10 protein-coding genes are annotated in these 13,245 nt (G+C 42.6%); 3 read left to right on the top strand and 7 right to left on the bottom strand.

Annotation, left to right across the window (positions count from 1 at the left end; all coding sequences use genetic code 11):
• Window positions 1–59: 59 nt before the first annotated feature.
• From aroC to ACVR1G_RS00105, 5 genes are read right to left on the bottom strand one after another with little or no spacing between them, the layout of a single operon-like run.
• Window positions 60–1,226, bottom strand: coding sequence for a chorismate synthase (gene aroC, locus ACVR1G_RS00125; RefSeq protein WP_447451200.1), 1,167 nt, complete (start codon window positions 1,224–1,226; stop codon window positions 60–62).
• The gene (gene aroB, locus ACVR1G_RS00120; protein ID WP_447451199.1) at window positions 1,227–2,294 is read right to left on the bottom strand and encodes a 3-dehydroquinate synthase; all 1,068 of its coding nucleotides are present in this window, start codon (window positions 2,292–2,294) and stop codon (window positions 1,227–1,229) included. It abuts the gene before it with no gap.
• Between the two features lie 23 nt (window positions 2,295–2,317).
• Window positions 2,318–3,181 (bottom strand): shikimate dehydrogenase, encoded by an 864-nt coding sequence (locus tag ACVR1G_RS00115; protein WP_447451198.1) that lies wholly within the window; start codon window positions 3,179–3,181, stop codon window positions 2,318–2,320.
• Window positions 3,171–3,848, bottom strand: coding sequence for a type I 3-dehydroquinate dehydratase (gene aroD, locus ACVR1G_RS00110; protein ID WP_447451197.1), 678 nt, complete (start codon window positions 3,846–3,848; stop codon window positions 3,171–3,173). Before aroD ends, ACVR1G_RS00115 begins: the two co-directional genes overlap by 11 nt.
• 7 nt (window positions 3,849–3,855) lie before the next feature.
• Entirely contained in the window at window positions 3,856–5,016 is a 1,161-nt protein-coding gene (locus ACVR1G_RS00105; RefSeq protein WP_447451196.1) for a class I SAM-dependent rRNA methyltransferase, read from the bottom strand.
• A gap of 115 nt (window positions 5,017–5,131) precedes the next feature.
• Here ACVR1G_RS00105 and ACVR1G_RS00100 point away from each other — a divergent pair, with 115 nt between their 5' ends.
• Window positions 5,132–7,294 (top strand): LTA synthase family protein, encoded by a 2,163-nt coding sequence (locus tag ACVR1G_RS00100; protein ID WP_447451195.1) that lies wholly within the window; start codon window positions 5,132–5,134, stop codon window positions 7,292–7,294.
• 587 nt (window positions 7,295–7,881) lie between these two features.
• On the opposite strand, the gene ACVR1G_RS00095 is transcribed toward ACVR1G_RS00100, so the two are convergent.
• Together ACVR1G_RS00095 and ACVR1G_RS00090 are read right to left on the bottom strand one after the other, a co-directional pair.
• On the bottom strand, window positions 7,882–8,556 hold the full coding sequence (locus tag ACVR1G_RS00095; protein ID WP_447451194.1) for a response regulator: 675 nt from the start codon (window positions 8,554–8,556) through the stop codon (window positions 7,882–7,884).
• Window positions 8,553–10,091, bottom strand: a complete 1,539-nt coding sequence (locus ACVR1G_RS00090; protein ID WP_447451193.1) for a Spo0B domain-containing protein — start codon at window positions 10,089–10,091, stop codon at window positions 8,553–8,555. Before ACVR1G_RS00090 ends, ACVR1G_RS00095 begins: the two co-directional genes overlap by 4 nt.
• Before the next feature lie 184 nt (window positions 10,092–10,275).
• Here ACVR1G_RS00090 and ACVR1G_RS00085 point away from each other — a divergent pair, with 184 nt between their 5' ends.
• Together ACVR1G_RS00085 and ACVR1G_RS00080 are read left to right on the top strand one after the other, a co-directional pair.
• Window positions 10,276–11,586 (top strand): 2-hydroxycarboxylate transporter family protein, encoded by a 1,311-nt coding sequence (locus tag ACVR1G_RS00085; RefSeq protein WP_447451192.1) that lies wholly within the window; start codon window positions 10,276–10,278, stop codon window positions 11,584–11,586.
• Window positions 11,587–11,630: 44 nt separating this feature from the next.
• Window positions 11,631–12,791 (top strand): NAD(P)-dependent malic enzyme, encoded by a 1,161-nt coding sequence (locus tag ACVR1G_RS00080; RefSeq protein ID WP_447451191.1) that lies wholly within the window; start codon window positions 11,631–11,633, stop codon window positions 12,789–12,791.
• The last annotated feature ends 454 nt before the right edge of the window (window positions 12,792–13,245 follow it).

Raw genomic sequence — 13,245 nt, 5'->3', positions numbered from 1 at the left:
CAATGAAGGTGAATTTGCCTCCGAAAAATGAACAAGTATTTACCGGAGGAATACCACGATTAAAAGTTCTTCACATAATCGCGATGGCGTGCCACTGCTTCTTTAAGTTCTTCCATGTTGTCCGATGAGAATTTTTCCAAGATTTCATCAACCAAAACTGTTGCGACAACAGCCTCCATGACAACACCAGCTGCAGGTAGAGCAGTTGGATCAGAACGTTCAACCGTAGCCTTATAAGGCTCATGTGTCTCGATATCAACTGACATCAGCGGTTTATAGAGAGTCGGAATGGGTTTCATGACACCGCGGATGACAAGAGGTTGACCATTAGTCATCCCGCCCTCAAAACCACCTAGATTATTGGTTCTGCGGGTATAACCCTCTTCTTCATTCCAGAGAATCTCGTCCATAACTTGGCTGCCGCGCAAATAACCGTCCTTAAAGCCAAGGCCAAACTCAACGCCTTTAAAGGCATTGATTGAAACAACCGCTTGGGCAATCTTGGCATCTAGTTTGGTATCCCATTGCACATAGGAGCCCAGTCCAACCGGAACACCGCCAACGACCGTCTCAATAACACCGCCGATGGTGTCGCCTTCTTTTTTTATCTGGTCAATGTAATCTTTAATTTCTTGTTCACGCTCTTGGTTGACAATTGATACTTGCGACTTGGCCGCTAACTCTTTGATTTGCGAGACGCTCAGACCATCGGGCACATCAATTTCCTTGCCGCCAAAGACCACAACATGATTAGCAATTTCAATACCCAATTCGGCTAGTATACGTTTAGCTACTGCTCCAACTGCGACTCGCATGGTCGTTTCACGGGCACTCGAACGTTCCAAAGAATTGCGTAGATCGTCAAAGCGGTACTTGATACCACCGACTAAATCTGCATGCCCAGGCCGTGGATGGGTAATCTTTCGTTTGGTCTTGAGGCGCTCCTCAATATCTTCTGCGGACATAATATCCAGCCACTTCTGGTGATCCTTATTAAGGACATCCATTGTAATTGGAGCACCGGTGGTTTTTCCATGGCGAACACCTGAGGTAAAAACGATCTGGTCGCTTTCTATTTTCATGCGCCCACCGCGACCATAGCCACCTTGACGGCGTCTAAGATCAGTATTTATATCCTCCGCTGCTAGGGATAAACCTGCAGGTACGCCTTCAATAATAGCCGTTAGACGTGGACCGTGTGATTCACCTGCTGTTAAATATCTCATTTACTTCACCAAATAATCTTTCATCTCAGCCAAGGGGATTTGATTAACAGCAGCCTGTCCAATTTTAGGAAGGATAACTGTCTTAATGCTATTTCCCCGTGCTTTTTTATCATGGGTTAAAGCAGTGTAAAGCTCTTCAACCTCCCACGGTTCGTGGTCAATTGGCAGTCCAAACTTGATACACATATCGGCAATCTGTTGCGTAATACCTGCGGGCATCAATCCTTTTTGTTCGGCTACCCGCGATAACTGTACCATTCCAATAGCAACAGCTTCCCCGTGCATCACCTTACCATAGCCTGCTGTTTGCTCAATGGCATGACCGATAGTATGACCAAAGTTAAGGTACATACGAACGTCGCCTTCAAATTCATCTTCAACTACAATTTTACGCTTAACATCGCAGGAATGATATATGATAGATTCCGCATGCTCTAAGATAGATTGAGTTGTCCCTGACATAGTCTCCAATTCCTGCCAAAGCTCCACGTCATTGATAAGACCATACTTAATGACCTCTCCCATTCCCTCGATAAGCTCACGTTTTCCTAGAGTCTGCAGCGTATCAGGGTCAATGAGTACACCATCTGGCTGAGCAAAACTCCCCACAATATTTTTAGCCAAGGGAGTATTGACCCCCGTTTTTCCACCAATAGAAGAGTCTACCTGTGCTGTCAGACTAGTTGGGATCTGCAGAAAGTGGATACCGCGCATATAGGTAGAGGCGATGAAACCAGCCAAATCTCCCGCAACACCGCCGCCTAAGGCAACAATACCATCGCTGCGGGTCATTCCCTGCTTAATGAGAAACTCATAGGCTTTTGTAGCTGTGGTCAGGCTCTTGCTGGCTTCTCCTTCCAAGAAATCAAAAACGCAAACTTCAAAACCAGCCCCTTCTAAACCTAGTTTAACCTTCTCAGCATAGAGACGGGCAACATGATTGTCCGTAATAATGGCAATCTTTTGCGGCTGCCAAAGTTCAGCTACCCATATCCCAACTTCGCTAAGAGCACCTCTTTTGATCACAATATCATAGGGATTATGTGTTAAATCTACATGTAATTTCATCCTGCGCACCTCTCACTCAATGCTTAAACGTCGTAGCGCTTTGTCAACTCCTGCCAAATAGTATCGGTCGGCATTGTTTCACCCGTCCAAAGCTCAAAAGCCTTAGCAGCCTGATACAGGAGCATCCCCAGACCATTGGTCGCCTTAAGTCCTTTGCTGCGAGCATATTTTAGAAAGGGAGTTTCAAAAGGCTGATAAATAACATCAGCTACACGTAAACCATCTGGCAAGAACGTATCGTCCGCAATGACCATAGATTCTCCGTCCATACCAACACTTGTAGCATTTACTAAAAGATCAGCCTGAGTAATCTTTTCCTGAATAAGAGACTGGTTCTCAATAGGGAAAACTTCGATAGCAGCTCCCGTTGCTTGAGCATAGCGCTCTGCCTGACTGCGAGTATCTTCTAGGAAAACTGACTGGTTAAAGATATTGATCTTCTGGACACCATTAAGGGCAGCCTGAACAATAATTGAGGTGGCAGCTCCACCGCCTCCAAGAATGGTCATGGTTTTCTCTTTAACATTAAAGCCATCTCTGGCCAAAGCCATAAAGAACCCATAGCCATCCGTATTGTAGCCGACTAAGCGACCCTTACTATTAACAACTGTATTGACAGCACCAATGAGCTCTGCTGCTTGATCTAACTCATCTAAAAAAGGGATAACCGCTTGCTTATAAGGCATAGAAAGGTTAATCCCAAACATGTCGTAGCGACGGACATTTTTAACAGACTCCTCCAAGTCTGCCTCAGGAATATCCCAGGCTACGTAGACCCCATTAATGCCCGTCGCATCAAAGGCCCAATTATGAATAAAAGGTGAAATAGAATGCTTGATGGGCTGTGCGACTACAGCCGCCAGCCGTGTATGTCCGTCAATCTGCATCGAGAATCTCCCTTATCTTATATATATCTGTTAAAGCTAATTGACCCGGTGCACTGCCCTCTTCAACGCTGGCAAAGGTCCAGCTGGACCCCATCAAATCACCAGCTATACGTGAAATTTGGCCAAGTTTTCCTATTGACATGGTTGCATAATCTTGTTCCGGGTTAATGACCTTGAAGCCACGTGTAAAATTCATAACATCAAGAACATCTTGTTCATTTCGCGGCATCACTGCAATTTTCACCACACGCGGTGTCAAAGCTGTCAGCTCTGATATAATACTCATGAGATTATCCGGTGTTTCTTGAAAATTATGGTAGGACAATACCAAATTAGGAAAGTCCAGCATCTGAGAGAATACCTCTTGATGGGAATAGTATTCAAAGTCAATATAGTCAGGACGATAAAGAGCTGAAACTTCTTTAATCAGGTTGATATACTCATCATCAGTCAGCGAAATCTGTCCGCCCTCTTTATCGGTCCTTAGTGTAAAAATTATTTCCCTGTCCGGAAATTTTTCAAAAATAGCCGGAGCTACTTCGATAATACTCTCCTTAGGGAGAAAATCTGCCCGCCACTCGATAATATCAGCATGGTCGTATTTAGCGATGTCAATGTTATTAGCCTCGTCTAGGGAACGTGGCATTACTGGAACTACTATCTTCATGATCTTACTACTCTACCTTTATTGTATATACTTTTAAATAATTACTACGCTTATCAGCTTTGTTGACAGCAAAATCAGCAGGCAACTGTTTCAAATTCAGATACCGATGTCCTGCTTTGCCGAAACCTTTTTCTAATTGTTTTTTGAATTGCTCAACCGACATATTTGCAGCATTGGTTGAGGCAATAATAGTTCCGTCGGGATTTAAAATCTCTAGGGCTTGATGCACCAACTTATCATAATCTTTTACAACTGAGAATGTTTGCCCTTTATTACGAGCAAAGCTAGGAGGGTCTAAAACCACAATATCATAGCTCAAGCCCTTGCGCTTGGCATACCTAAAATACTCAAAAACGTCCATTACAACCAACCTATGAGGAGTTAGCTCCAAGTTGTTAGCTTTAAAATGGGCTTCAGACAGCTGGCGTGAACGTTTAGCTAAATCAACCGAAGTGGTTTCCAGAGCTCCTCCCATAGCCGCAGCTACTGAAAAAGCCGCTGTATAAGAAAACATATTCAAGACAGTTTTTCCCATTGCCAAACCGTTAATGAGGCTGGCACGAACTTCATGCTGGTCGAGAAAGATTCCCGTCATCAAACCCTCATTTAAAAAAACCGAATAGGTCACACCATTTTCTATGACTGTGAACGTATCAGGAGCTTCTTGGCCGTATAAATGTGCTGATTCATAATCCAAGCCTTTAAAGCGAATTTTCTCGTAGGCACCTAAAAGCTCAGAGAATACTTCTCGAAAGGCCGCTACAATAATATCCTTCAAGCTGTAAATATAGGGATTATACCAAGAGAAAAGCGCGTAATCCGAATAGCGATCGATAGTCATACCACCGAAGTCGTCACCATCCTGATTAAAGAGGCGGTATGCCGTCGTTAAATTATCCTTTTCGTAGAATTGACGCTTGTTTCTGGCTTGCCTGAAGAGATTGATGAAGAACATCTTATCCAGTTGGACAGTTTGCCGCGAAATAACCCAACCAACCCCCTTATTTTGCGGGGATAGGTAGGCTGTTCCCAGAAACTCTTGCTTGGACGAGTAGAGTTCCAGAACCTGATCTTTTAAAGAAAGTGTTTTGAAATCTTCTCCTTGCAAGAGCTGAATGCCACGGTTAATTTTTTTGACAACCGAGCTATCCACGGTGAGCTTATTCATACTAAGTATTGTACCAAAATTTCAGTAAACTTTCTACCTTGTTTCATATTTAAAATTAAATTTGTGGTATAATGAAAAATGAATTTTTTAGAATAACAGTGATCGAGGATATAGAATGAAAAAGTATTTAAGTCCCTTGAAAAAATTGGGTGGCATTATTAATACGCGTTTAGGCTTTGTCCTAGTCCTGCTCTTTTTCTATTGGATAAAGACTCTGTGGGCTTACGCGATTGATTTTAACCTAGAATTGGAGGATACCCTTCAGACTGTCGTGGCTGTCCTCAACCCTCTTCCTTTGGGACTATTAATTTTAGGGCTTCCTCTCTATTTCAAAAATAGCAAGGTTTTCTATACCCTAGAAGTCCTTATCTACCTCTTTTTAAATATCGTGATTATTGGGAATTCCATCTATTTCCGAGAGTTTACTGATTTCATCACAGTTAATACCTTACTGGCAAGCTCTAAGGCAGCAGCAGGTTTAGGAGATTCGGCAGCCAATCTCTTTGAACTGACCGATCTCTTTTATTTAATTGACTTAATCTTCTTTGCTTATCTATTAATTCGCAAAAAAATTAAATCAGATAGCCGCTACTTCAACAAGCGAGCGAGTTTTGCAGTGACTGCTCTGTCTGCTCTACTTTTTTCTGCTAATCTCTTTGTTGCGGAGGTTATTCGTCCCCAACTCTTGACCCGCGGCTTCTCCAATTACTATGTAGTTCGGGGAATTGGACTGCCAGCCTTTATCACCTACAGTGCTAATCAGACTTATCAAGCACAGAAAGAGCGCAGCTCTGCGACGGCTGATGATCTCAAGGACGTGCAAAAGTATGTTGACCAGAATTATGCAGCTCCTGATAAGAAATATTTTGGCGTTGCCAAGGGACGCAATGTTATCGTCATCCATTTAGAAAGTTTCCAACAGTTCCTGATTGACTATAAATTAAAAGCTGATGGTCAGGAATATGAAGTAACACCTTTTATTAACTCCCTTTACCACTCTCCATCATCTATCTCATTTTCAAACTTTTTTAATCAGGTCAGAAACGGTAAAACCTCTGACGCAGAAACCATGATGGAGACCTCTCTCTACGGTTTAAACAGCGGCTCTTATATGGTTAACTACGGTGGTGACAATACAGCCTATGCCACACCATCTATCCTCGCGCAAAAAGGCGACTATACTAGTGCTGTTTTCCACGGAAATACTGGAAGCTTCTGGAATCGTAACAATACTTATAAACAGTGGGGTTACAATTACTTCTTTGACTCAACTTACTTCCAAAAACAAGACAGCAGTAATTCTTTCCAATATGGTCTTAATGACAAGTACCTCTTTGGGGACTCTATCAAGTATTTGGAACAGCTGCAGCAACCTTTCTACACGAAATTTATTACCGTATCTAACCACTATCCTTACACCAGCTTGAATGGTGAAAAGGATGAACTCGGTTTCCCTTTGGCAGATACAGGTGACGACACCGTTAATGGTTACTTTGCAACAGCTAACTATCTGGACTCGGCTCTTAAGTCCTTCTTTGATTATCTCAAGGCCAGCGGCCTTTATGATAACTCAATTATCGTCCTTTATGGGGATCACTACGGTATTTCAAACGACCGCAACACCAGCCTAGCACCCCTGCTTGATAAGGACTCAGAAACTTGGTCTGACTACGATAATGCTATGATGCAACGAGTACCTTACATCATCAATATACCAGGCTATACTGATGGCTTTGTCAGCGATACTTACGGTGGTGAAATTGACTCTCTGCCAACCTTACTCCATCTTCTCGGTATTGATACTAAAGGATACATTCAAATGGGACAAGATCTTCTGTCACCATCCAACGATCAGCTAGTACCACTTCGTACCCCTGGTTACTACATCACTCCTACTTATACTAGTTATGGGGGTAAGACCTACTATACTCAAACCGGTCAAGAAATCATTAAACCAAATACGGTAACGCAGGCCGATCTCGATAAATTCCGCAAAGCTGTGGCTACTCAACTATCCAACAGTGACACAATCCAAACTGGAGACTTGCTGCGCTTTGCTAATTTCCCTGGCTTGGAAAAAACCGATGCAAGTCAATACTCCTATACCAACTCGCTGAATGATCTCAAAAAGATCAATAAAAAACGAGGGGATAAATCAACCAGTGCCTTCCACCGCAATGGCGACAAGACAACGACCAAACTTTATAAGCCTAAGAGTTACTCTGAAATCCATGGTTCTAATAGCTCCAGCAGTTCAAGCTCTTCCAGCTCCAAGTAGTAGACCATAGATAAGAATAGAGGACTAACAAACCTGTAGTGATTTGTTGGCTCTTTATCGACTGTAGCGGATGATTCACTTCTAGAGAGGACAAGCCTTGTCTTCTCTATTTGTATATTCAAAACAATGAACATTTTGGTTTTGCTGCTTTGATTTTAAAATTTCTTGGGTTCTTTGCGCAGTCTTCAAGGGAAGTGAAGATTTATGATTTATGGGATTGCTTTTATAACTTAACTTCGCGAAACAAACTAAAGACTAAAGTATTAGCAAATAAACCAACAAACTTTCAAGACTGTAGCTGCTCGGCTTTTACAACAGATTCTTGAGTCATAATAAAATAAAGGGAAGGTTTTATCCACTCTTTGGGGATCAGACCTTCCTTTTTGCTTACCCGCTATTCTTAGTTTGACCAATAAAGGCCTAATTCATTCTTTCTTTACTCACTTCCATGCTTGATCTGAACATTGAGAAAAACCATCAGTTTAAGAAATAGACTAGTCATATTAGAAAGCACTCCAGAACTTAGACCATTATACCTAGAAGCAAAAAACAAGAAGCTGAACGACTGAACTGTTTTAGAGTTGCTTCTACTCTCGCTTTTCAAAAACCTTGTAAGGACGGCCAACCTTGGTGTAAATGACATGGCTGTTGAGATATTGCTGCTCTTCCAGATAGGAGACATATTTACGGATGGTAACATGGGAGATTTGGCAGCTATCAGCCAGTTTCTGAATGGTAAAAGGAGCTGGCTGTGCGAGAATTACCTTTTTAATCTTTTGTAGGGTTTCCAAAGATAGTCCCTTATCCAGTTCTGAAACGTCCTGTTTTGCCTGCTTTTCATGGCTACTGATAAGCTGATCAATCTGTTCTTGACCGACAGTGGCCTTGTTTAAATTGGTTCTTTGCCGGATAAAAAGAGCTATGCTTTGCTGAAAGCGCTGATTCGTAAACGGTTTGATTAGGTAGTCAACAACTCCCAGATGGAGCCCTTCCTTAACAGTTTGAGCTTCATTAGCGGCAGTAATCAAGATAACATCGCTATTGCTATGCTGCTTACGGAGATCACTAAGAAGTTCTAAACCACTGCCGTCTTTCAAATGAACATCCAAGAGAATCAGATCAATTTCATAACTTTCCAGCAATTCTTCTGCATCTTGCAAAGAATTAGCCGAATAGATCGCCTCAAACTGACCGCCTTTTTCTAAGTAGTTGCGATGGATAAATTCGACCATAGGATCGTCTTCTACAATGAGTACCTTCATCTGCTTTCCTCCCTGTAGGGTAATACTAAAACAAGCTGAACCAAATCATGGTCTATTTCTAATTCAAAATCAGCCCTATGCTCTTCCAGCATCTGCTGAAAGAAATGATTATCAAAATAGCTCTGCAGCTGTCTATGCTGCTTATTGGGCAGGGTCAAAAGGTAGCATACCGTTAACTGGACATTCTTATAATGAAGCAGCAAAGAGGGCTGAGTAGATAGAACAAACTGCAGGAGGACATGGTGGATATAACGGCAGATATTAATCAAAGCCTTAGTCTCTGCTTCGTTTTGACTGGCCGGAATTTCAGATGAAATTTCAATCACTAGCGGTGTTTTACGCTCCATAAATTTTTGGCGTTCACCATTCAAAAAACCTGCAATCTGAGGATTTCCAACCAAAAAAGGCAGCTGCTGGGCAAACTCATGATCTGGTTTCAGGATATCTTCCAAGTAGACTTTCAATTCCTCATAAGCATTGAGGTCTGCCAAACCATAGATGACGTGGAGACGGTTGACAAATTCGTGAGTTTGGGCCTGCAAGGCCGAGGCATAGGCGGTTGTATTGGCTAGCTGATCCATAATCAGGAAAGATTCGGTAGCATTGCGTAAAAAGATAAGCCAGCCAATCCGCTTACCATTTACTTCAATAGGAGACGATGAAAAAATATAGTCTTGACCCTTTTGCCGATAGATCTGCTCTTTTTGATTTTCCAGCATATCATGAGAAAAATCTGCCATCAGCTGGGCAATAGACTGTCCCACCAGACTGTCACTGAGGCCGCTGTTTTTGCGGTAAAGCTGCTCTGCAGCGATATTGGCCAAATTAATTCGGTAACTAAGATCAATCACGACCACGGCATCCTTGCTCTGATCCAGCATCGCATTGCGTTCTTCAAAAAGACGAGATAGTTCTTTGGGTTCCAAATTAAGAAGCTGTCGTTTGAGATAGAAAGCTAAGCCAGTCGCAGCTGCAAAACCTGCCATAACGCTTAGGAGCAAGGCCAGAGAATAACCTTGACGCGAGGTTTTGATGAGAGTGCTCAAGGAGCGCACCTTGATTCCCAATACCACAACACCGATTTGTTTCTTCTTCGTGCTGTCGGCATAGATAGGGACAAACCCTCTCAGGGACTTGCCCAGACTCCCCCGACTGACTGATATTTTTGTCCTGCCTTTTAGAGCAGGCAGTTCATCACCTCCTTCAAAATGCTTGCCAATTTTGCTGCTATCTGGGTGGGTCAGGCGAATCCCCTGCATGTCAGTAATAACCACGAAATCCAGTTCATGAATGGCCGCAATCTCTTTAGTATAAGCTTCTAATTTTCCGCTTTGATGTTTATTTAAAAGAGCCGCTTTGACCTGCGGATCCAGAGCCAACTGGCGGCCAAGAGAAAGCAGCTGCTTTTCCTGCAGCTTGTACATAAGCTGAGAGTGCTGATAGAGAGTCAGTAAGTAAAATAGAGAAACCATCAGTAAAAGTGTCAGAATGAAGACCATGGTTAACAAATTTCTAAGATTCAAGCTCTTTTTCATAGTCACCTCTTACTTTTATTGGCAGGAGTCTTATATGTAAGCGCTTCATTGTTTCAGTATAACACATTTCCTATAAGTTCTTCTTTTTAAAAAAATTGATTTACTTAAATTACTTAAATAATCTTAAGTCTTAAATAATATTCTTTTATAATGTGTTTATTAATAAAATTAGGAGGAGGAATTTATGGAAAAGGTTAATAATACCCTAACAGGTTGGGACAAGTGGATGAACCGCTATGTTGGTTCTGTTCCCCTTCCTGTCTACCTAGTTTTGTCTGTAATCATCTTGATTACAGCCCTGCTTCAGCAGCTGCCTGTTAACATGCTGGGAGGCTTTGCAGTTATTCTGACTCTAGGTTGGCTCTTAGGAACAATCGGCGGTAATATCCCGATTTTGAAAAACTTTGGAGGTCCGGCTATTTTTTCATTGCTGATGCCTTCTATTTTAGTTTTTCTCAATTTGCTCAACCAGAACATTTTAGATGCTACAGATATCCTGATGAAACAGGCCAACTTTCTGTACTTCTATATTGCCTGTTTGGTCTGCGGCAGCATTTTAGGCATGAACCGTAAAATCTTAGTGCAAGGGTTGATACGGATGATTATCCCCATGATGCTAGGAATGGTGTGCGCTATGGCAGTCGGTACCTTGGTTGGAGTACTGTTGGGACAAGACTGGAAGCATACTCTCTTCTTTATTGTCACGCCAGTTCTCGCCGGAGGAATCGGGGAAGGCATTCTCCCACTGTCCCTTGGTTACAGTGCCATTACTGGTATGGGAAGTGAGCAGCTGGTTGCACAGCTTATCCCTGCTACTATTGTCGGCAACTTCTTTGCCATTGTATGCACGGCTATCCTATCGCGCTGGGGAGAAAAACGAACTGACTTGTCTGGGCAGGGACAGCTAGTCAAACTTAAATCACAGGATGATATGGCCGACGCCCTTGAGGATGACTCCGGCCCGCTTGATATTAAAAAAATGGGAGCTGGCGTTCTGACAGCCTGCAGTTTATTCATTATTGGCCATCTGCTGCAGCATTTGACAAGTTTCCCAGGACCAGTATTGATGATTGTAGCTGCCGCTGCTCTCAAATATCTCAATGTCATCCCTAAGGAAACACAGCATGGGGCTAAGCAGCTCTATAAATTTATCTCAGGCAACTTCACTTATCCTTTGATGGCTGGACTCGGTCTGCTCTATATTCCGCTGAAGGATGTAGTCGGAGTATTAACACTGCCCTATTTTATTATTGTGATCAGTGTTGTCTTCACTGTTATTTCGGTTGGGTTCTTCGTTGCCCGTTTTATGAACATGTATCCGATTGAGGCTGCTATTATTTCTGCCTGCCAAAGCGGAATGGGCGGTACAGGAGATGTGGCTATCTTGAGTACAGCCAATCGTATGAATCTCATGCCCTTTGCCCAAGTAGCTACCCGTCTTGGGGGAGCTATCACAGTCATCACCATGACGGCTATCTTACGGTTTATTTTTTAATCATTAACTACATTAACTATAATCTTATAAATGGAGGAATTATTATGTCAAATGATGTTAGAGAGCTGGCTTTGCAACAAGCTAGAGAAAACGGAGGCAAGTTGGAGGTTACTTCTAAAGTCAAAGTTGAAGATAAAAGAGATTTAAGCATCGCTTATACACCCGGTGTTGCTGCTGTTTCTTCGGCTATTGCGGAAAATAAGGAATTGGCTTATGAATTGACAACCAAAAAGAACACAGTAGCAGTTGTCAGTGATGGTTCTGCTGTTTTGGGACTAGGAAATATTGGTGCTGAAGCGGCAATGCCAGTTATGGAAGGCAAGGCTGCTCTCTTCAAACGGTTTGCTAATGTAGATGCTGTCCCAATTGTCCTTGATACACAGGATACTGAGGAAATCATTGCTACTGTTAAGGCTATAGCTCCAACTTTTGGTGGGGTTAATCTCGAAGATATCAGTGCGCCACGTTGCTTCGAAATTGAAGAGCGGCTCATTGAAGAATGTAACATTCCGATTTTCCATGACGACCAGCATGGTACAGCCATTATTGTTTTGGCAGCAGCTTTTAACAGTTTAAAGCTAATTAACAAGGCCATTGATGAAGTTAAGATCGTCGTGAATGGCGGCGGTTCTGCAGGTCTGTCAATCACACGAAAATTCTTGGCTGCCGGGGCTAAGCATATCACGGTTGTCGACCGAGCAGGTATTATCAACGAGGAAGATCCTGATCTCCCAGCCCATCATGCTGATATCGCTAAGCTCACCAATCGTGAACATTTGTCAGGTGATCTGAGAACTGCCCTGCAAGGCGCAGATATTTTCATCGGTGTATCAGTACCGGGGGTATTAAAGGCAGAATGGATTAAGGAAATGGCAGACAAGCCTGTTATCTTTGCTATGGCTAATCCCGTTCCTGAAATATTCCCTGATGAAGCTATTGCTGGTGGTGCCTATATTGTCGGAACCGGACGCAGTGATTTTCCTAATCAAATCAATAACGTCCTCGCCTTCCCAGGTATTTTCCGCGGTGCTCTGGATGCCCGAGCTAAAAAGATTACGATTGACATGCAGATTGCAGCGGCACACGGTATCGCCGATCTCATTCCTGCTAGTGAACTCAGTCCAACCAATATTATTCCCGATGCCTTCCAAGAAGGGGTTGCTAAAACAGTTGCAGCTGCTGTTCGAGAAAGTGCCCAAGGATGACTAGGGTTTTCTTGAAATATCAATAAATAAAAGACTGATCAATTTTGAACTGTACCATCCTCAAAAGTTAGACAGAAAATCTAACAATTTGGATACAGCTCAGTAGCGATCAGTCTTTTTTTGTACTCCGTCCGATTTTACCCTTGATTGGCTCAAATCTTCTGACAAAAACAAAACCCATAACATCAAGCTGCAGAAAGTACAGTCTAGTGTTATAGCAGCTGTAATTGGCTTATTTCCAAATAACAGACCCGACTGCTGCTTATTTTGCTTAGGCGAAAAAAGCATTTATAGCAGCCTCTTTTGCAAAGAAAACGTTAACCGTTACCTGTTGTTTTCTCCTGTTTGAGATTAAAGAGAATTTTTACACCTACAATGGATAACTAGCATCTGATTTGAGCTTTATAGTCTGTTTTTTATGAGATTAACTTCCCTGCTCCAAGGTTTCTATGAT

Source organism: Streptococcus dentasini (assembly GCF_053206945.1).
The sequence above is the reverse complement of the archived record's forward strand: the minus strand, read 5'-3'. Positions and strand labels throughout refer to the sequence as shown.

Bases quoted from the DNA above. Each gene is read 5' to 3' on its own strand.
- aroC (WP_447451200.1), bottom strand. From the start codon at position 1,226: ATGAGATATTTAACAGCAGGTGAATCACACGGTCCACGTCTAACGGCT.
- aroB (WP_447451199.1), bottom strand. From the start codon at position 2,294: ATGAAATTACATGTAGATTTAACACATAATCCCTATGATATTGTGATC.
- ACVR1G_RS00115 (WP_447451198.1), bottom strand. From the start codon at position 3,181: ATGCAGATTGACGGACATACACGGCTGGCGGCTGTAGTCGCACAGCCC.
- aroD (WP_447451197.1), bottom strand. From the start codon at position 3,848: ATGAAGATAGTAGTTCCAGTAATGCCACGTTCCCTAGACGAGGCTAAT.
- ACVR1G_RS00105 (WP_447451196.1), bottom strand. From the start codon at position 5,016: ATGAATAAGCTCACCGTGGATAGCTCGGTTGTCAAAAAAATTAACCGT.
- ACVR1G_RS00100 (WP_447451195.1), top strand. From the start codon at position 5,132: ATGAAAAAGTATTTAAGTCCCTTGAAAAAATTGGGTGGCATTATTAAT.
- ACVR1G_RS00095 (WP_447451194.1), bottom strand. From the start codon at position 8,556: ATGAAGGTACTCATTGTAGAAGACGATCCTATGGTCGAATTTATCCAT.
- ACVR1G_RS00090 (WP_447451193.1), bottom strand. From the start codon at position 10,091: ATGAAAAAGAGCTTGAATCTTAGAAATTTGTTAACCATGGTCTTCATT.
- ACVR1G_RS00085 (WP_447451192.1), top strand. From the start codon at position 10,276: ATGGAAAAGGTTAATAATACCCTAACAGGTTGGGACAAGTGGATGAAC.
- ACVR1G_RS00080 (WP_447451191.1), top strand. From the start codon at position 11,631: ATGTCAAATGATGTTAGAGAGCTGGCTTTGCAACAAGCTAGAGAAAAC.